This is a genomic window from Microvirga terricola (assembly GCF_011777495.1).
GTDB lineage: Bacteria > Pseudomonadota > Alphaproteobacteria > Rhizobiales > Beijerinckiaceae > Microvirga > Microvirga terricola.
Window position 1 is genome coordinate 90,960 of sequence record NZ_JAATJS010000004.1, and the last position, 19,321, is coordinate 110,280.

Genomic DNA, 19,321 nt, shown 5'->3' on the forward strand with positions numbered 1-19,321 from the left:
GGAAAGGTCGACCCATGAGACTCGATCAGGCCGCCAAGTCGCTTCTTCTGAAGGAGTTCGTGTCGGGCTTCATCCTGGCCATGCGCTACTTCTTCAAGCCGAAGGCGACGATCAACTATCCTTTCGAGCTGAGCCATCGCGGCTCGCGTTTCCGTGGCGAGCACGCTTTGCGCCGCTACCCGAACGGCGAAGAGCGCTGCATCGCCTGCAAGCTTTGCGAAGCGATCTGCCCGGCGCAGGCCATCACCATCGAAGCCGGTCCGCGCCGCAACGACGGCACACGCCGCACGACGCGCTACGACATCGACATGGTGAAGTGCATCTATTGTGGCCTGTGCCAGGAAGCCTGCCCGGTGGACGCCATCGTGGAAGGCCCGAGCCTGGAGTTCTCGGTCGAGACCCGCGAGGAGCTTTATTACGACAAGGCGAAGCTGCTTGCGAACGGCGACCGGTGGGAGCGTGAAATCGCGAAGAACATCGCGAAGAACGCGCCGTACCGGTAATTTTCCCGGCCCGCGAGGGCAGGGGGCAAACATATCCGGCGGGTTGTTCCTGCCGGGTTCGGAAACTATAGACAGGCCGCCGTTTAAAACGGCGCCACGTCGGAAGGGGCCGCTTCTTGCGGCTTGAGTTTGAGCATGACGGTTACCGCCGCCTTCTTCTATCTCTTCGCGACCCTCACCATCGCCTCCGGCTTCATGGTGATCGCGTCGCGCAATCCCGTGCAGTCGGTGCTCTTCCTCATCCTGGCCTTCGTCAACGCGGCCGGGCTGTTTCTGATGATGGGAGCCGAGTTCCTGGCGATGATCCTGGTCATCGTCTACGTGGGCGCGGTCGCGGTGCTCTTCCTCTTCGTGACCATGATGCTCGACGTGGACTTCGCTGAGCTGCGCCAGGGCTTCCTGCAATATCTGCCCGTCGGCGCGCTGATCGGCGTCGTGTTCCTGCTGGAGCTGATCCTCGTCATCGGTGCCTATGTGATCGACCCCGGTCTCGTGCGCACGCCGATGGTGCCGATTCCGCCGACCTCGGTCATGACCAACACCGAGGCGCTCGGGCATGTGCTCTACACCCGTTATTTCTTCTTCTTCCAGGCGGCGGGCCTGATCCTTCTGGTGGCGATGATCGGCGCCATCGTTCTGACCCTGCGCGAGCGCGTCGGCGTGAAGCGCCAGAACATCGCGAGGCAGAACGCGCGCACCCCGGAAACTGCGGTTGAGGTGCGGAAGGTTCCCTTCCGCCAAGGCATCTAAAGGAGACGTTCGGATGGTCATCGGCCTGAGCCACTATCTCACCGTCGCCGCCGTGCTGTTCACGCTCGGCGTGTTCGGCATCTTCATCAACCGGAAGAACGTGATCGTCATTCTGATGTCGGTCGAGCTGATCCTGCTCGCGGTCAACATCAACATGGTGGCTTTTTCGACCACCCTGAACGACATCGTCGGCCAGGTCTTCGCGCTGCTGATCTTGACGGTCGCTGCGGCGGAGGCGGCCATCGGCCTTGCCATTCTTGTGGTCTTCTTCCGCAATCGCGGCTCCATCGCGGTTGAAGACGTCAATATGATGAAGGGCTAAGCCCGTCCGGATCGATCATGTATTACGCAATCGTCTTCCTGCCGCTCGTCGGCTTCCTCATCGCAGGCCTGTTCGGGCGGTTCATCGGATCGCGTCCGAGTGAGCTCGTCACGACGGTTCTGCTCCTCATCGCCGCCGCCCTGTCCTGGGTGGCGTTCATCCAGGTCGGCTTCGGCTCGGGTGCGACCCGGGTGCAGGTGGCGCAGTGGATGTCGGTTGGCAGCCTGAACGTCGACTGGGCGCTCAGGATCGACACGCTCACCGCCATGATGCTGGTGGTGGTGAACACGGTGTCGGCCCTCGTGCACCTCTACTCCATCGGGTACATGCACGAGGACCCGCACCGTCCGCGCTTCTTCGCGTATCTGTCGCTCTTCACCTTCGCCATGCTCATGCTGGTGACGGCGGACAACCTGGTCCAGATGTTCTTCGGCTGGGAAGGCGTGGGTCTGGCGAGCTATCTGCTCATTGGCTTCTGGTACCAGAAGGAATCGGCCAACGCGGCCGCTATGAAGGCGTTCATCGTCAATCGCGTGGGCGACTTCGGCTTCCTGCTCGGCATCTTCACCCTGTTCGTGCTGTTCGGCGGCGTCACCTTCGACCAGATTTTCCCGCGCGTTGCGGAGTTCGAGGCCGCGAAGTTCCACTTCCTCGGCATCGAATGGCACGCGCTGACCATCGCCTGCCTGCTGCTCTTCATGGGCGCGATGGGTAAGTCGGCGCAGTTCCTGCTCCACACTTGGTTGCCGGACGCGATGGAAGGCCCGACCCCGGTTTCAGCGCTCATCCACGCCGCCACCATGGTGACCGCGGGCGTGTTCATGGTCGCGCGCCTGTCGCCGGTCTTCGAATATGCGCCTGCCGCGCTCACTGTCGTCACCGTCATCGGCGGCATCACCGCCTTCTTTGCGGCGACCGTCGGCCTCGTGCAGAACGACATTAAGCGCGTGATCGCCTACTCGACCTGTTCGCAGCTCGGCTACATGTTCGTCGCGCTCGGCGTCGGCGCTTACTCGGCTGGCGTGTTCCATCTGTTCACCCACGCCTTCTTCAAGGCTCTGCTCTTCTTGGGCGCCGGCTCGGTCATCCACGCGATGCACCATGAGCAGGACATGCGGAACATGGGCGCGCTGCGCAAATACATCCCGTTCACTACGGCGATGATGGCCATCGGCACGCTGGCGCTCACCGGGTTCCCGTTTACGGCGGGCTACTACTCGAAGGACGCCATCATCGAGGCCGCTTTCGCGGCGCGCAGCTCGGCGGGCAACTTCGCCTTCCTGGCGACGGTGATCGCGGCGTTCATGACCTCGTTCTACTCCTGGCGCCTGTTCTTCATGACCTTCGAGGGCAGCGCCCGTTGGGAGGCGCATGCTTCCGGCCATGTGGACGGCAGTCATGAGGGCGCGGAGCACGATGCGGCCGGTCACGACGCGACCCATGCCCATGCTCATGACGACCATGGCCACGGTCACGGCCCGCTGATCCCGCATGAGAGCCCGCTCGTCATGCTGCTCCCGCTGCTGGTTCTCGCCATCGGCGCGGTCATCGCCGGCTTCGTGTTCCAGAGCGCGTTCATCGGCCATGATTACGAGCACTTCTGGAAGGGCGCTCTGTTCACCGGTCCGCAGAACAAGATCCTGGAAGAGATGCACCACCTGCCGGGTTGGGTGCCGCTGCTTCCGACGATCATGATGATCCTGGGTTTCCTGCTCTCGGTGTACATGTACATTGTCGACAAGAAGAAGCCGGCACAGCTCGCGGCGGATCACCCGATCCTCTACCGCTTTCTGCTCAACAAGTGGTATTTCGACGAGATCTACGACGCGATCTTCGTGCGGCCCACATTCTGGCTCGGCCGCCTGCTGTGGCGCGGCGGTGATCAGCGGATCATCGACGGGCTTGGGCCTGACGGTATCTCGGCGCGCGTTCTCGATGTCACGCGCGGCGTGGTGCGGGTCCAGTCGGGCTACCTCTACCACTATGCCTTCGCCATGCTGATCGGCGTTGCCGCTCTCGTCACTTACTACCTCTTCAAGGGAGCGCATTGATGTTCGGGTTCGGTATTCTCTCCGGCCTCCTCGTCCTGCCTCTCGTCGGGGCGGCCTTCGTCCTCACGCTGCGCGGTGACGATGAAGCGGCGCGCTCCAACGCGCGCTGGGCCGCGCTCGCCACCACGATCGTGACGTTCCTGTTGTCGCTCGCGGCCTGGGGCCGGTTCGACACGGGCTCTGCCTCGTTCCAACTCGTCGAATCCCATGCGTGGCTGGCGGAGACGATCCGCTTCAAGCTCGGCGTGGACGGCTTCTCCATGCCGTTCATCCTGCTCACCACGTTCCTGATGCCGTTCTGCATTCTGGCCTCGTGGGAGTCGATCACGCACCGGGTGAAGGAATATTTCGTCGCCTTCCTCGTGCTCGAGACGACCATGATCGGCGTCTTCGAGGCGCTGGACCTCGTGCTGTTCTACCTGTTCTTCGAAGCAGGCCTTATCCCGATGTTCCTCATCATCGGCATCTGGGGCGGCAAGCGGCGCATCTACGCCAGCTTCAAGTTCTTCCTCTACACGCTGCTCGGCTCGGTTCTGATGCTCCTCGCCATCATGGCGATGTACTGGGCGGCCGGCACCACCGACATCCCGACGCTCCTGACCTTCAAGTTCGCGTCGAACCTGCAGACCTGGCTGTGGCTCGCCTTCTTCGCCTCGTTCGCGGTGAAGATGCCCATGTGGCCGGTCCACACCTGGTTGCCGGATGCGCACGTTGAAGCGCCGACCGCAGGCTCGGTGATCCTGGCGGGCATCCTCCTGAAGATGGGCGGTTACGGCTTCATCCGAGTCTCGCTGCCGATGTTCCCGGATGCCTCGGTCTATTTCGCGCCGATGGTTTTTGCCCTCTCGGTCGTCGCCATCATCTACACCTCGCTCGTCGCGCTGGTGCAGGAGGACATGAAGAAGCTCATCGCTTACTCGTCCGTGGCGCATATGGGCTTCGTCACCATGGGTCTGTTCAGCATGAACCCGCAGGGCATCCAGGGCGCCATGTTCCAGATGGTGTCGCACGGTCTCGTCTCGGGCGCGCTCTTCCTCTGCGTCGGCGTTGTCTATGACCGGATGCACACCCGTGAGATCAAGGCCTATGGCGGCCTCGTGAACCGGATGCCGCTTTATGCCGTCGCGTTCATGATCTTCACCATGGCGAATGTCGGCCTGCCGGGCACGTCGGGCTTCATCGGCGAGTTCCTGTCGCTGATGGGCGCGTTCCGGGCCAATACCTGGGTGTCGTTCTTCGCGGCGACCGGCGTGATCCTCTCGGCGGCTTACGCGCTGTTGCTCTACCGCCGCGTGGTCTTCGGCGTGCTCGACAAGCCGTCCCTGCAGGACATCACCGATCTGAACCGGCGTGAGATGATCACGTTCGCCCCGCTCATCCTGCTCGTCATCTATTACGGCGTGCAGCCCGGCCCGATCCTCGACGCCTTCGCTGCGCCGACGGACCTGCTCATGAAGAGCTACGAGGCCGCGCTCGCAACCGTGAAGACGGCGTCTCTCGCCGCATACTGAGGTCACGATGAATACCGCCCTCGCCATTCCCGCTTTTGGTCCTCTGCTGCCGGAAATCATCCTGGCCGCCGGTGTTCTCGTGCTCGTCCTGTTCGGCGCCATTCGCGGCGAGCGGTCGGCCGGCGTCATGAGCATCGCCGCTCTCGCGCTTCTCGCCGTTGCCTTCCTCGCGGTCCTGTCGCTCCCCGTCGGGCGCGTCGAGACCATGAGCGGATCGTTCGTGATCGACCCCTTCGCCAAGTTCATGAAGGCCCTGACGCTCATCGCCTCGGCGGGCGGCGTCATCCTCTCCATGGACTACATGCGCCGCGAGGGCATCGACCGCTTCGAGTATCCGATCCTCATCGTGCTCGCGACCATCGGCATGCTGGTGGTCGTCTCGGCGAACGATCTCATCGCGCTCTATCTCGGCCTCGAGTTACTCAGCCTCTCGTCCTACGTCATCGCGGCCATCGACCGGGACAACGTGCGCTCCACGGAAGCGGGCCTGAAGTACTTCGTGCTCGGCGCGCTCTCCTCCGGCATGCTTCTCTACGGCGCGTCGCTGGTTTACGGGTTCACCGGCACCGTGTCCTTCCCCGGCATCGCGCAGGTCCTTCATGGCCACGTCGGCAGCGGCGTGATCTTCGGCCTGGTGTTCGTGTCCGCCGGCGTCGCCTTCAAGATTTCCGCCGTGCCGTTCCATATGTGGACGCCGGACGTGTATGAAGGCTCGCCGACCCCGGTCACGGCGTTCTTCGCGGCTGCGCCGAAGATGGCCGCCATGGCCATGGCGACGCGCCTCTTCGTCGGCGCGTTCCCCGGCATCCTCGGTCAGTGGCAGCAGATCGTCGTCTTCATCTCCATCGCCTCCATGGCGCTGGGTGCGTTCGCGGCCATCGGCCAGCGCAACCTGAAGCGACTGATGGCCTATTCCTCCATCGGTAACGTGGGCTATGCGCTTGTCGGCCTTGCGGCCGGTACGCCGGAGGGCGTGCAGGGCGTCGTCGTTTACATGTCGATCTACCTCGCCATGACGCTCGGCACCTTCGCCTGCATTCTGTTCCTGCGTCGTGGCACCGTGATGTTCGAGAACGTCGACGACCTGTCGGGCCTTGCCCGCACGCATCCGTGGGTGGCCTTCGCGCTAGCGATGATGATGTTCTCGCTCGCCGGCATTCCGCCGCTCGCAGGGTTCTTCAGCAAGTTCGTGGTCTTCAACGCCGCCATCAAGGCGAACCTCGTGACGCTCGCCGTCATCGGCGTCGTCACCAGCGTGGTCGGCGCCTACTACTACCTGCGCATCGTCAAGGTCATGTACTTCGATGAGGCGGGCGAGCGTTATGACGCTATGCCGGTCGGTGTGAAGCTGGTTCTCGTCCTGTCGAGCATTTTCGTCGTGCTCTTTGGCGTCGTGCCTGCGCCGCTCTTGTCAGCCGCGAGCGCCGCCGCGCGGTCGCTCTTCTGACCGTGCGCCTATCGCCCGAGACCGAGGCAGCCGGATACCGGCTGCTTTCGCTTGACGCGACGGGCTCGACCAACGACGACGCGCTCGATGCTGCGCGCTCCGGCGATCCGGGCCAGCTCTGGATTGTCGCCGCGGAGCAGCATGCGGGGAGGGGGCGGCATGGCCGCCAATGGTCTTCGCCCCCCGGCAATCTCTATGCGAGCCTGCTCCTCCTCGACCCGTGCGAGATGGCAGTCGCCCCGCAACTCGGTTTTGTCGCCGGGCTCGCGCTCCATGAGGCGGTCGAGGTCGTCACCGGAATCGGGGCGCCGCGCCTGTCCTTGAAATGGCCGAACGATCTTCTCCTCGATGGGGCGAAGGTTTCGGGGCTGCTGCTCGAAGGGCACAGCGTCGAGCCGGGTCGCAGGGCGATCATCATCGGCATGGGCGTCAACGTTTGCTATTCGCCCGAGGGTACGCCTTACCCGACGGCGAACTTGCAGACCCTCAAGTCGGGCTTGACGCGGGAGGATGTTTTCCTCGCGCTCTCCGATGCGTTCGCCAAAACCTTCGCGGCGTGGCGCGCCTCGTCGCGCATGAATGTCGCGGATCCGTTCGGCGCTATCCGTCGCCTGTGGCTGGAGCGGGCGGCTGGTGTCGGGCGGGAGGTGACCCTTCGCCTTCCATCCGGCGAGAAAAAAGGTATCTTCGAGGGACTTGATCGTTCTGGCCGCTTGCAGTTGAAAGGCCCCGCGGGGGTCGAACTCGTCGACGCTGGCGATCTTTATTTTCCTAATTTCAGTACGATATAGCCAAGCTTGAGAGCTGGCTGGCAAGGTTTGATAATGGCACACGATGAACTGGTCTTCCTCCCGCTCGGCGGGCTCGGCGAGATCGGGATGAATGCCGCTCTTTACGGTTTCGGACCGGAGACGCATCGCAAATGGATTCTGGTCGATTGCGGCATGGGCTTCGGGGGGGAAGAGAATCTTCCCGGCATCGATCTGGTCTATCCGGATCTGCGCTTCATCGAGGAAGAGCGTCACAACCTTCTGGGCATCTTCATCACCCACGCGCACGAAGACCACATCGGCGCGCTGGTGGAGATGTGGCCGCGCCTGCAAGCGCCGATCTACGCGACGAAATTCGCCATCGGCCTTCTGGAGACGCGTCGCCTTTCGGAGCCCAATGCACCCAAGCTCGACCTCAACGAGATCGTTCCCGGCAATCGCCTGAAGCTCGGGCCGTTCGATGTGGAATACGTACCGGTGGCGCATTCGATTCCGGAATCGAACGCGCTCGCCATCCGCACGCCGCAGGGCCTCGTGGTGCATACCGGCGATTGGAAGATCGACAACACGCCTTATCTCGGCAGCCTCACGTCGGAGACGAATTTCCGCGCGCTCGGTGACGAGGGTGTGCTGGCGCTGGTGTGCGACTCCACCAACGTGGTTCGCGAAGGCACGAGCCCGAGCGAGGCGGATGTCGCAAAGCATCTCGCAGTCCTCATCAAGGATGCGCCGCATCGCGTGGCGGTCACCACCTTTGCGTCGAACGTGGCCCGCATCCGCTCCATCGCGGAAGCCGCGCGCGAGTGCGGCCGCGAGGTCGTGGTGGTGGGCCGTGCCATGGACCGCGTGGTCGATGTGGCGACGGAGTGCGGCTATCTCGAAGGCCTGCCGGAATTCCGCTCTTCCGAGACCTTCGGCTACCTGCCGCGCGAAAAAGTGGTGGCGCTTCTCACTGGCTCGCAAGGCGAGCCCCGTGCCGCGCTCTCGCGTGTGGCGCAGGATGAGCACCCCGACATCGCGCTCTCCGCAGGCGACCGCGCGATTTTTTCCTCCCGCGGCATTCCCGGCAACGAGAAGGCCATCGGCTCCATCATTAACAACCTGATCGAGCAGGGGATCGAGGTCATCACCGACCGCACCGATCTCGTGCACGTCTCCGGCCATCCGCGCCGGGGCGAGTTGGCGCAGATGTATGAGTGGACCCGTCCGCGTATCGCCATCCCCGCGCACGGCGAGGCGCTGCATCTGGCCGAGCACGCGAAATTCGCGCGCGCCCAGGGCGTGCCGGATGTCGTGCGCGCCAAGAACGGAACGCTCGTGCGCCTCGCTCCGGGGACGCCGGAAATCGTCGACAAGATCCCCGCAGGCCGTCTCTACAAGGACGGCAATCTCGTGATCCCGTCGACCGAGCGGGCACTGCCTGAGCGGCGCAAGCTCGCGTTTGCCGGCATCGTCACGGTCGCCATCGCGATCAACGGTAAGGGCGAGATCGCAGGCGACCCGATCATCGACACGATGGGCCTGCCCGAAAGAAACCGGCACGGCGACGACCTGAGCGACATCATCGCCGATATCGTGTCGGACACCCTCGACGGCATGGCGAAATCCAAGCGCCGTGACCCCGAGGCCGTGGAAAACGCCGTCCACCGCGCGGTGCGCTCCGCCGTCAACGAGGCCTGGGGCAAGAAACCCGCCTGCCATGTCCTCGTCGTCGAGGTATAGGGGCGCTGACAGGAGCAGATATGATCGGCCGTCTCAATCATGTGGCAATCGCCGTCCGCGACATCAGCGCGGCCTCGGCGCTTTACCGGAACACGCTGGGGGCGCAGGTTTCCGCGCCGGAGGCGCTGACTGACCATGGCGTAACGGTCGTTTTCATCACGCTGCCCAACACCAAGATCGAGCTTCTGGAGCCGCTGGGCGCGGACTCTCCCATCGCGAAGTTCCTCGAAAAGAACCCCGATGGGGGCATCCACCACATCTGCTACGAGGTGGAGGATATTGCCGCCGCGCGCGACCGGCTGATCCAAACCGGCGCGCGGGTGCTGGGCGCCGGCGAGCCGAAGATCGGGGCGCACGGCAAGCCGGTGCTTTTCTTGCACCCCAAGGACTTCAACGGCACATTGATCGAACTCGAACAGGCGTGAGGGCAGGGCATGATTAAACTCGTTAAATTCATCGCGAATTCGCTCTGGACGACATCCGCCGTGATCGTCGTAATGTCCGCCATCGCCGTTTCCATCGTGGTCCATGCCTTTGGGCTGAAGATCAGCGGCGGCATAGCCCTCTATTTCGTCATCTGGTGGACGCTTCTCTTCGCCATCTTGCCTTTCGGCGTACGCAGCCAGGTCGAGGTGGGTGATGTCGCCCACGGCACCGAACCCGGCGCCCCGGCTGCTCCGGCGTTGCGCGAGAAAGCCATCTGGACGACCTTTGTGTCCTCGGCGGTGCTAGTGTTCACCGCAGGCGTGCTGCCGCTTTCGGGGCTTTGATCGCTCAGTCAGGGAGACGCACAGCGTCGCCATCCTCATTGTCATGGCCGGGCTCGTCCCGGCCATCTTTGTTTTTGGGAGAACCCTAAAAGGCGTGGTCTCGGGGGCGGGACGGATGAGGCGTAAGGGGCGGGCCATCTGGCCGGAGGGGTGGGTGCCAAAAAGAAAAAAGCAAGGCTTTCGCCTTGCCTGAACTGCCTTTTGGCTTGTTGATCCTTGGCTTTCTAATGCCGTCGCCTATTTGCGGCGCACGAGGATCTTGTTCCTCCCGAAACTCGGACCGTAGCCTCTGACCTTTTTAAGGAAGTCTAAAGACGTATTGGGCTGTTTATAGCCACCTTACATGCTCCTGTCATCATTTTTGGGCATGGATTGATGCTTTTTTTGGCACAGGTCGTATTGACCTTTCGTATTAGACGCGTGTTGCCGCCCTGCGAGGCAATGACCGCTTGTCTTTTGCCAGATGGCTGTGTTGTGTGCTTGAAACGAGTCGCAATCCGCTTTCCCTATCTGACCGACATTAAAGGCGTTCCATGCGTTTGAGCCGCTTTTTCCTGCCCATTCTCCGTGAAACGCCGAAAGAGGCGGAGATCATTTCCCACCGCCTGATGCTCCGGGCCGGCATGATCCGCCAGGAATCGGCGGGCATCTATGCGTGGCTGCCGTTGGGCCTGAAGGTTTTGAACAAGGTCAACGCCATCGTCCGCGAGGAGCAGAACCGCTCCGGCGCCGTCGAGTTGCTGATGCCGACCATCCAGTCGGCGGACCTCTGGCGGGAATCGGGCCGCTATGACGCCTACGGCAAGGAAATGCTGCGCATCCAGGACCGGCACGAGCGCGAGATGCTCTTCGGCCCGACCAACGAGGAAATGATCACGGAGATCTTCCGGGGCTATGTGCGCTCCTACAAGGACCTGCCGCTGAACCTCTATCACATCCAGTGGAAGTTCCGTGACGAGGTGCGTCCGCGCTTCGGCGTCATGCGCTCGCGCGAGTTCTTGATGAAGGACGCCTATTCCTTCGATCTCGATCAGGCGGGTGCTCGGCATTCCTACAACAAGATGTTTGTGGCCTATCTTCGCACCTTCGCCCGCATGGGCCTGAAGGCAATCCCGATGCGGGCCGATACCGGCCCCATCGGCGGCGATTTGAGCCACGAGTTCATCATTCTCGCCTCCACGGGCGAGAGCGAGGTGTTTTGCCACGCGGATTATCTCAATTTCGACATTCCGGCGGCGGATACGGATTTTGACAGCGCGCCCGGCCTGCAGACGCTCGTCGACAAATGGACCTCGCTCTACGCCGCCACCTCCGAGATGCACGACGCCGGCGCCTTCGACGCGATGCCCGCCGACAAGAAGATGTCCGCGCGCGGCATCGAGGTCGGTCACATCTTCTATTTCGGCACCAAGTATTCCGCCCCGATGGGCGCGAAGGTCATGGGGCCGGACGGGCAGGAGAAGGAAGTCCACATGGGCTCCTACGGCATCGGCCCGAGCCGCCTGATCGCCGCGATCATCGAGGCGAGCCACGACGAAAACGGCATCATCTGGCCAGAGGCCGTGGCGCCCTTCGACGTCGCCATCCTCAACCTCAAGGTCGGCGATGCGGCCACCGACGAGGCCTCGAGCAAGCTCTATCGGGAGCTGACGGCGGCTGGCCGCGACGTGCTCTATGACGACCGCGACGAGCGTCCGGGTGGCAAGTTCGCCACCGCCGATCTCATCGGCATTCCGTGGCAGGTTCTCATCGGCCCGAAGGGGCTGACCGAGGGCAAGGTGGAGCTGAAGCACCGCGCCACTGGTGAGCGCGAAGTGCTGCCGCTCGGCGACGTCGTCGCCCGCCTGACAGGCAAGGCCCGCTAAGGTCCCGATGCGAAGCCCGCGAGCGCCGCACCCTTTCACCTCCCCCTTGAGGGGAGGTCGACGCCAAATGCGTCGGGTGGGTGCGTTGCCAGCCATTCAGTTTGGCTTTGTTACCTCCAGCCCTAGCTCCTTCCTGCAAGGGGACGTTTGGGGGGCTCATGGTTAAAGCCGCAAAGGGGACAAAGCCCTTCTCGCTCTTCGAGTGGATGCTCGCCGGGCGTTACCTCCGCACGCGGCGGCGGGAAGGATTCGTGTCCGTCATCGCGGGCTTTTCCTTCCTCGGCATCATGCTGGGCGTCGCGACGCTGATCGTCGTGCTTTCGGTCATGAACGGGTTCCGCAAGGAGCTGCTCGACAAGATCGTCGGCATCAACGGCCACATCTTCGTTGCGCCCATCGACTCGCCGCTCACGGACTATGCCGATGTCGCCAAGCGCATTGCCGCGGTGCCAGGCGTGAAGCGTGCCGTGCCGCTGGTCGAAGGGCAGGCGTTCGGCTCTTCGCCCTATAACGGCAGCGGCGTTCTGGTGCGCGGCATCCGCGGCGAGGACATCCATCGCATCGACAGCATCGCGGGCAATGTCCGCCAGGGCACGCTCGATAATTTCGACGGCAGCGAAGGCGTCGCCATCGGCCGACGTCTGGCGGAGTCGTTGTCGCTTCAGGCTGGCGACACGCTCACCCTCATCACGCCGCGCGGTGCATCGACTCCCTTCGGCACCGCACCGCGGGTAAAGGCCTATCCCGTCAAAGCGGTCTTCGAGATCGGCATGACGGAGTTCGACGCGACCTTCGTATATATGCCGCTCGCCGAGGCGCAGAACTATTTCAACCGCCCGGATGATGCGCAGGTCATCGAGGTCTTTCTCAACAATGCCGACAAGGTGGACGAGGCGCGCGCCCGCATCGACGATGCGGCGGGGCGGCCCATCGTGCAGACCGATTGGCGGCAGCGCAACCGCACCTTTTTCGCGGCGCTCGAAGTGGAGCGCAACGTGATGTTCATCATCCTCACGCTCATCGTACTGGTGGCCGCGCTCAACATCATTTCCGGCCTCATCATGCTGGTGAAGGACAAGTCGAGCGATGTCGCGATCCTGCGCACCATGGGCGCGACGCGCGGCGCGATCATGCGCGTGTTCCTCATCACCGGCGCATCCATCGGCATCGTCGGCACGATTGCCGGGTTCTTCCTCGGCATTGCGTTCACGCTCAACATTCAGCGCATTCAAAGCTTCATTTCGTGGCTGCTGAACCGGGATTTGTGGGATCCGACGGTGCGGTTCCTGTCTCAAGTGCCCGCAGAGATCGACAGTGGAGAGGTGACGACCGTTCTCGCCATGGCGCTGGGTCTTTCGCTTCTCGCCACTCTGTACCCATCCTGGAAGGCCGCGAAGCTCGATCCGGTCGAAGCGCTGCGCTACGGGTGAAACTATGTCCTCCGGCCAGCCCCAACCCGCCTTGTTCCTGTCGAAAGTCGAGCGCCGCTACCCGCAAGGGGAGGGCTTTCTCGAAGTCTTGCGCAGTGCGGACCTCGCGATCTGGCCAGGCGAGATCGTGGCGCTGATTGCGCCTTCCGGCACCGGCAAATCGACCCTGCTCCATGTGGCGGGCCTGCTCGAAAAGCCCGATGGCGGCGAGGTCTATGTCGGCGGCAAGCCGACCGCGAGCATGAACGATCACGAGCGCACACGCGTGCGGCGCGAGGAACTAGGCTTCGTCTATCAGTTCCACCACCTGCTGCCCGAATTTTCTGCGCTGGAAAACGTCGTCATTCCGCAGCTCATTCGCGGACTGCCGAAGACCGAGGCGCGGGATCGCGGTAAGCAGATCCTGACCTTCCTCGGCCTCGGCAAAAGGCTCGAAAACCGCCCCGGCGAACTCTCAGGCGGTGAGCAGCAGCGCGTCGCCATCGCCCGCGCGGTCGCCAACGCACCGCGCCTGCTGCTGGCCGATGAGCCTACTGGCAATCTCGACCCGAACACGGCGGACCGCGTCTTCCAGACCCTCGTCTCCATCGTCCGCGCCTCGAAGCTTGCGGCGCTGATCGCCACCCACAACATGGACCTCGCCGCCCGCATGGACCGCCGCGTCACCATCCGCGAGGGGCAGATCGTCCAGCTGCGCTGATCCTCTTGGCAGGAGGCGTCTTGCCTCTTTGCCTTTTCCCGCAAACAGGCTAGGTCACGGCCATGACCGATATGAAATCCCGCTCCGCCATCGTCGAGGCCGGCTCCGTCCGCTTCGGCAATCATCTCCCGCTCAGCATCATCGCCGGGCCCTGCGCCATGGAAAGCCGCGAGCACGCGCTCGAAATGGCGACCGCGCTCAAGGAAATCACGACGAAGCTCGGCATGGGCCTCGTCTATAAGTCCTCCTTCGACAAGGCGAACCGGACGTCACTTTCCAGCGGTCGCGGCATCGGCCTCGACAAGGCGCTTTCGGTCTTCGCCGAGGTGAAGGAGAAGCTCGGGCTTCCCGTCGTCACCGACGTGCACGAGAACGAGCAATGCGCCATCGTCGGCGAGGTGGTGGATATTCTCCAGATCCCGGCCTTCCTCTGCCGCCAGACCGACCTTCTGGTCGCGGCCGCCAAGACGGGCCGCGTTGTCAACGTGAAGAAGGGGCAGTTTCTGGCTCCATGGGACATGGCGAACGTCGCGGCCAAAGTGACGGGCACGGGCAACCCCAACGTCATGCTCACCGAGCGCGGCGCGTCCTTCGGGTACAACACTCTCGTCTCCGACATGCGCTCCCTGCCGATCATGGCGGAAACCGGCGCGCCCGTGATCTTTGACGCCACCCATTCGGTGCAGCAGCCCGGCGGCAAGGGCGCGACCTCCGGCGGCCAGCGCGAGTTCGTCCCGGTCCTCGCCCGCGCCGCCGTCGCTGTCGGCGTGGCGGGCCTCTTCATCGAAACCCACCAGGACCCGGACAAGGCCCCCTCCGACGGCCCCAATATGGTGCCGCTGAAGGAGCTGGAAGGGCTTCTGGCCCAGCTCAAGGCGTTCGACGCGTTGGCGAAGGGATAAGGCGTACCAACAGCCTGGACGATACCGACCGAACACCTTTGTCATGGCCGGGCTCGTCCCGGCCATCTCGATTTTGGACCCGCGACGCGAAAGGGATCGAGATCACCGGAACAAGCCCGGTGATGACAAAAGGGGAGGCGCAACGCCACTTTCTCTTCCAGGCGGGGGCAGGCGATGACTGGCCATGCACGGAGAGCAGGGACGTCACTGTGTTCCCGCTGGTCGTCTTACGGCAGGGTCGTGATAAGAAGCGAAAGGCTTCTCCCGACCCTGTGTGAACCAAACGCCATGTCCTCTCGCAATCTCATCCTGATCCTCGGCACGAGCGGCTTTGCGGGGACGTTTTCGTCTCGCGCCGTGGAGCCGATGGTTGGTGTGATCGCGCGGGATCTGCACTCCGATCCGCAGACCATCGCGCTGCTCTCCGCTGCCTTCACACTGCCTTACGCCTTCGTCCAGCCGGTCCTCGGGCCCATCGGCGATGCGCTCGGCAAAGAGCAGGTCATGAAGGTGGCGCTTTCGATCCTCTTTGTAGCGCTTGCCTGTTCCTTTCTTGCGCCGGATGCGCAGACGCTGTTCGGCCTGCGCATCATCGCGGGCGCGGCGGCGGGCGGTGCAGTGCCGCTCTCCATCGCGCTCATCGGCGACCGGGTGGAGGTCGCGCAGAGGCAAGTGGCCTTGAGCCGCTATCTCGTGGCGGTCATCGTGGGGCAGTTGGCAGGGTCGTCGTTTGCCGGCCTCTTGGCCGAGATGATCGGCTGGCGCGGCGTCTTTGCGCTGTCCACGACCATGATGGCCTGCGCGCTTGCGGCGACGCTCATCGGCTTTCGAGGCGCGAAGGCGGGCGGCAAGTTCGATTTGCAAAGCGCCATCACGCGCTATCGCGACATCCTCTCCAACCCGCGTGCGCTCGCGCTCTTCAGTTTCGTTTTCACCGAGGCAATCGCGATCTTCGGCATCTTTCGCTATGTCGCGCCGCTGTTGGAGGAGCGCGGTGGGGGCGGTCCGGCCGAGGCTGGTTTCGCCATCGGCGGCTTTGCCATCGGTGGTCTCGTCTATTCTGCGCTTGTCGGCGTCATGCTGCGTCGGCTCGGCATCGCCCGCATCGTGGCGGGCGGCGGCCTGTTCGCAGCTGCTGCCCTCATCACCATGGGCTTCGGCGGCGACTGGAAGGTCGATGCCATCGCCATGCTTTCAATGGGCCTCGGCTTCTACATGCTGCACAACACCTTCCAGGTGCAGGTGACGGAGGTCGCGCCTCATGCCCGCGCTTCGGCGGTGGCGCTCCACGCCTTCTCGTTCTTCTGCGGTCAGGCGCTCGGCGTCGTCTTCATGGGCTTCGGCCTGCGCCATGTCGGTCTCACGGCCTCGACGGCGATGGCCGCTCTCGTGATCCTCGGCGTCGGGCTCACCGCCTCGATGGTGCTGCGGCGTCCGGCGATTCAGGTGCGCGCCCGGTAAGGCGCGACGCCCTGGTCCGGCAGCCACAGGTTCTTCGGCATCTCGCCCGTCTGCCAAAAAACGTCGATAGGAATGCCGCCGCGCGGATACCAATAGCCGCCGATACGCAGGAAGCGCGGCTCGAGAAGCGTCGCGAGCCGCTTGCCGATGGCGACCGTGCAATCCTCATGGAACGCGCCGTGGTTGCGGAAGCTGTGCATGTAGAGCTTCAGCGACTTCGACTCGACCAGCCATGGGCCGGGCACGTAGTCGATCACCAGGATCGCGAAATCCGGCTGGCCGGTGACCGGGCAAAGGGACGTGAATTCGGGAACGGTGAAGCGCGCCAGATAATCCGTGTCCGTATGGGGGTTCGGCACCCGGTCGAGCTTGGCTTCCTCGGGGGATTGGGGCAGGGCGCTGGCCTGGCCGAGTTGGAGATGCGTGTCCGTCACTGCAGATCGCCTTGAATGGTTGTGGTGAAACTTCCCATCGTCCTTGCTCACCTGCGCATTTCGGTCAATAAGCCACGAGCACGACTTGAGGCCGCACTTTAGGGAGCCTGATCTTATGACCGCGATTATCGACGTCCACGCCCGCCAGATTTTGGACAGCCGTGGCAACCCCACCGTCGAGGTGGATGTGACCCTCGAAGACGGCTCCATGGGCCGCGCAGCGGTGCCGTCGGGCGCGTCCACGGGCGCGCATGAGGCGGTCGAACTGCGCGACGGCGACAAGTCCAAGTATCTCGGCAAGGGCGTTCTGAAGGCCGTCGAGGCCGTCAATAACGACATTCTGGACGCCATCGGCGGTATGGATGCGGAAGAGCAGATCGCCATCGACGAGACGATGATCGAGCTGGACGGCACCCCCAACAAAGCCCGCCTTGGCGCGAACGCCATTTTGGGCGTGTCGCTCGCGGTCGCGAAGGCTGCGGCCGACGCGGCGGCGCTGCCGCTCTACCGCTATGTCGGCGGCACGCAGGCCCATGTGCTCCCCGTTCCGATGATGAACATCATCAACGGCGGTGCGCACGCGGATAACCCCATCGACTTCCAGGAATTCATGATCATGCCGGTCGGCGCGCCGACCCTGTCGGAAGCGGTCCGCATGGGCGCGGAGGTGTTCCACACCCTGAAGAAAGCCCTCAAGGACGCAGGCCACAACACCAACGTGGGCGACGAGGGCGGTTTCGCCCCGAACCTGCCGAGCGCGGAAGCGGCGCTCGACTTCATCATGAAGTCCATCGAGCAGGCGGGCTACAAGCCGGGCCAGGACATGGTGATCGGTCTCGACTGCGCGGCGACAGAATTCTTTAAGAACGGCGCGTATGTCTATGAAGGTGATGGGAAAAAACTCAGCCCCGTTCAGCAGGCCGAGTACCTCGCCAAGCTCGTCGCCGCCTATCCCATCGCCACCATTGAGGACGGCATGTCCGAGGACGATTGGGAGGGCTGGAAGGCCATCACCGACCTCGTCGGCTCCAAGTGCCAGCTCGTCGGGGACGATCTGTTCGTGACCAACGTCACCCGCCTGTCGCAGGGCATCAAGAAGGGCGTGGCGAACTCGCTGCTCGTGAAGGTGAACCAGATCGGCTCGCTCACCGAGACGCTGGCCGCCGTCGATATGGCCCAGCGCGCGGGCTACACCGCCGTCATGTCCCACCGCTCCGGCGAGACGGAAGACTCGACCATCGCCGACCTCGCGGTGGCCACGAACTGCGGACAGATCAAGACCGGCTCGCTCGCCCGTTCGGACCGGCTGGCCAAGTACAACCAGCTCATCCGCATCGAGGAGGAGTTGGGCTCGCAAGCCAAGTATGCGGGCCGCGCCGCTCTGAAGGCGCTGGCGTAAGGGCTCAGATAATTTGAAGAAAAGTCGGCCGGGCATGTCCCGGCCTTCTTTTTGCGCACCGTCTTTTCCCTTCCGCGAAGAGGAGGGAAGCGCTGGAGCGCCCCTCAAACGCCCCCATTCTCAAGAAACCGTGAGGTTCATAACGCGTTGAGAGGGTGTGCGCCTGCCAAGAGGCGCTGCACCGATCACGGAGAACGTCATGGCCCGCAATCCCTTATCCCCCTATCGCTTTGGCTTGCCCATGGAGATGAGCTTCGGGCAGGACCCGTTCACGTCGCTGCATCGCGAAATGAACCGCCTGTTCGATGACGTGCTTCGCGGCGGCGGAGGCGGGGGCGTGCTCACCATGCCGGAAACGCCAGCCGGCGGCATGATGTTGATGCCGAGAGTCAACGTCAGCGAGACCGAAAACGAGATGCTCATTTCCGCGGAAATGCCCGGCGTGTCGGAAAAGGATATTGACGTCAATCTCGAGAACGACATGCTGACCATCCGGGCCGAGAAGAAATTCGAGCGCAAGGAAGAGAAGGAGGATTTCCACTTCGTGGAGCGCTCCTTCGGCACGTTCCAACGGTCCTTGCGGCTGCCCTATATGATCAACCCCGATCAGGTGAAGGCGAGTTTCGAGAACGGCGTGCTGATGATTCATCTGCCCAAGAGCAAGGAACAGGAGCGCTCCCACCGCATCCAGGTCGAGGCAGGCGCCGGTTCCGCGGCGGCTCCAAAGGCCGGTGGCAAAGCCTCGTAGCGCTTCACGATTGGGAAAGTCCTAACGGCTCTTTAACCAAGCGGGTTTATGAGTCGGGCATGGTTGTTCGCCGACGCGCCCGCAAAATTCTGATCCCGCTGCTGGTCTACAGCGTCTCAGCGGGCGTGGTGGGTTATTTCGTGCATCACGCCCATAGCGGCGCGCGCGGTATCGAGGCGCGCGAGCAGTTCGAGGCGCAGGCCGCCGATCTCACGCGCGAACTCGAAGCCGTGAAGACCGAGCGCGCCGATTGGGAGCGCCGGATTGCGCTGCTGCGGAGCGACCAGATCGACCGCGATCTCCTTGAGGAACGTGCCCGCATCATGCTGGGTCGTGTGCACCGCAACGATCTCGTCATCATCACCGGGCAATGAGCCAAAGTGTCCAAAATTTCCACTTAACTTAAATCGAGTTGATCGAAAATAAATAATAAAAGACAATCACTTACGGCGTTCACTGTGTTATTGAAACACGGCTTGAACCCTCTCGCTTTCCGATTCCGACTGCGCTACAACTTTCGTCGAGGAAACCCCTTC

The 19,321-nt window shown here is 63.2% G+C and carries 19 protein-coding genes; 18 read left to right on the forward strand and 1 reads right to left on the reverse strand.

The window, feature by feature from the left end; translation table 11 throughout:
• Positions 1 to 14 precede the first annotated feature (14 nt).
• From nuoI to HB375_RS12620, 15 genes are all read left to right on the forward strand, one after another.
• Positions 15 to 503, forward strand: a complete 489-nt coding sequence (gene nuoI, locus HB375_RS12550; protein WP_167673351.1) for an NADH-quinone oxidoreductase subunit NuoI — start codon at positions 15 to 17, stop codon at positions 501 to 503.
• A 135-nt stretch (positions 504 to 638) separates the two neighbouring features.
• Entirely contained in the window at positions 639 to 1,253 is a 615-nt protein-coding gene (locus HB375_RS12555; RefSeq protein WP_167673352.1) for an NADH-quinone oxidoreductase subunit J, read from the forward strand.
• Between the two features lie 13 nt (positions 1,254 to 1,266).
• The gene (gene nuoK / locus HB375_RS12560; RefSeq protein WP_167673353.1) at positions 1,267 to 1,575 is read left to right on the forward strand and encodes an NADH-quinone oxidoreductase subunit NuoK; all 309 of its coding nucleotides are present in this window, start codon (positions 1,267 to 1,269) and stop codon (positions 1,573 to 1,575) included.
• Between the two features lie 17 nt (positions 1,576 to 1,592).
• Positions 1,593 to 3,626, forward strand: a complete 2,034-nt coding sequence (gene nuoL / locus HB375_RS12565) for an NADH-quinone oxidoreductase subunit L (RefSeq protein ID WP_167673354.1) — start codon at positions 1,593 to 1,595, stop codon at positions 3,624 to 3,626.
• Positions 3,626 to 5,137 carry an NADH-quinone oxidoreductase subunit M gene (locus HB375_RS12570; RefSeq protein WP_167673355.1) on the forward strand — a complete coding sequence of 504 codons (1,512 nt, stop codon included), beginning with the start codon at positions 3,626 to 3,628 and terminating at the stop codon, positions 5,135 to 5,137. The genes nuoL and HB375_RS12570 overlap by 1 nt, the downstream gene beginning before the upstream one ends.
• Positions 5,138 to 5,144: 7 nt before the next feature.
• Entirely contained in the window at positions 5,145 to 6,584 is a 1,440-nt protein-coding gene (nuoN, locus tag HB375_RS12575; RefSeq protein WP_167673356.1) for an NADH-quinone oxidoreductase subunit NuoN, read from the forward strand.
• Between the two features lie 2 nt (positions 6,585 to 6,586).
• A complete protein-coding gene (locus tag HB375_RS12580; RefSeq protein WP_343232411.1) occupies positions 6,587 to 7,375 on the forward strand; it encodes a biotin--[acetyl-CoA-carboxylase] ligase in 789 nt (262 codons plus the stop codon).
• Positions 7,376 to 7,408: 33 nt separating this feature from the next.
• Entirely contained in the window at positions 7,409 to 9,076 is a 1,668-nt protein-coding gene (locus tag HB375_RS12585; protein WP_167673357.1) for a ribonuclease J, read from the forward strand.
• 20 nt (positions 9,077 to 9,096) lie between these two features.
• On the forward strand, positions 9,097 to 9,501 hold the full coding sequence (mce, locus tag HB375_RS12590; RefSeq protein WP_167673358.1) for a methylmalonyl-CoA epimerase: 405 nt from the start codon (positions 9,097 to 9,099) through the stop codon (positions 9,499 to 9,501).
• Between the two features lie 9 nt (positions 9,502 to 9,510).
• On the forward strand, positions 9,511 to 9,846 hold the full coding sequence (locus HB375_RS12595; protein ID WP_167673359.1) for a DUF1467 family protein: 336 nt from the start codon (positions 9,511 to 9,513) through the stop codon (positions 9,844 to 9,846).
• A gap of 533 nt (positions 9,847 to 10,379) precedes the next feature.
• Positions 10,380 to 11,711: a proline--tRNA ligase gene (gene proS / locus HB375_RS12600; RefSeq protein ID WP_167673360.1), complete on the forward strand. Its 1,332-nt coding sequence runs from the start codon at positions 10,380 to 10,382 to the stop codon at positions 11,709 to 11,711.
• A gap of 158 nt (positions 11,712 to 11,869) precedes the next feature.
• On the forward strand, positions 11,870 to 13,141 hold the full coding sequence (locus tag HB375_RS12605; protein WP_167673361.1) for a lipoprotein-releasing ABC transporter permease subunit: 1,272 nt from the start codon (positions 11,870 to 11,872) through the stop codon (positions 13,139 to 13,141).
• A gap of 4 nt (positions 13,142 to 13,145) precedes the next feature.
• On the forward strand, positions 13,146 to 13,841 hold the full coding sequence (locus tag HB375_RS12610) for an ABC transporter ATP-binding protein (protein WP_167673362.1): 696 nt from the start codon (positions 13,146 to 13,148) through the stop codon (positions 13,839 to 13,841).
• A 62-nt stretch (positions 13,842 to 13,903) separates the two neighbouring features.
• Positions 13,904 to 14,743 carry a 3-deoxy-8-phosphooctulonate synthase gene (kdsA, locus tag HB375_RS12615; protein ID WP_167673363.1) on the forward strand — a complete coding sequence of 280 codons (840 nt, stop codon included), beginning with the start codon at positions 13,904 to 13,906 and terminating at the stop codon, positions 14,741 to 14,743.
• A 288-nt stretch (positions 14,744 to 15,031) separates the two neighbouring features.
• Positions 15,032 to 16,204: an MFS transporter gene (locus HB375_RS12620; protein ID WP_167673364.1), complete on the forward strand. Its 1,173-nt coding sequence runs from the start codon at positions 15,032 to 15,034 to the stop codon at positions 16,202 to 16,204.
• Here HB375_RS12620 and queF read toward each other — a convergent pair.
• Complete coding sequence (gene queF, locus HB375_RS12625) at positions 16,186 to 16,638, reverse strand: preQ(1) synthase (protein ID WP_167673365.1); 453 nt, start codon at positions 16,636 to 16,638, stop codon at positions 16,186 to 16,188. The genes HB375_RS12620 and queF overlap by 19 nt on opposite strands.
• A 115-nt stretch (positions 16,639 to 16,753) precedes the next feature.
• Here queF and eno point away from each other — a divergent pair, with 115 nt between their 5' ends.
• The 3 genes from eno to HB375_RS12640 all read left to right on the forward strand — a co-directional run bounded on the left by eno (position 16,754) and on the right by HB375_RS12640 (position 19,159).
• Positions 16,754 to 18,037 (forward strand): phosphopyruvate hydratase, encoded by a 1,284-nt coding sequence (gene eno / locus HB375_RS12630; RefSeq protein ID WP_167673366.1) that lies wholly within the window; start codon positions 16,754 to 16,756, stop codon positions 18,035 to 18,037.
• 199 nt (positions 18,038 to 18,236) lie between these two features.
• Complete coding sequence (locus HB375_RS12635) at positions 18,237 to 18,785, forward strand: Hsp20/alpha crystallin family protein (RefSeq protein WP_167673367.1); 549 nt, start codon at positions 18,237 to 18,239, stop codon at positions 18,783 to 18,785.
• A gap of 59 nt (positions 18,786 to 18,844) precedes the next feature.
• Complete coding sequence (locus tag HB375_RS12640; RefSeq protein ID WP_167673368.1) at positions 18,845 to 19,159, forward strand: FtsB family cell division protein; 315 nt, start codon at positions 18,845 to 18,847, stop codon at positions 19,157 to 19,159.
• The last annotated feature ends 162 nt before the right edge of the window (positions 19,160 to 19,321 follow it).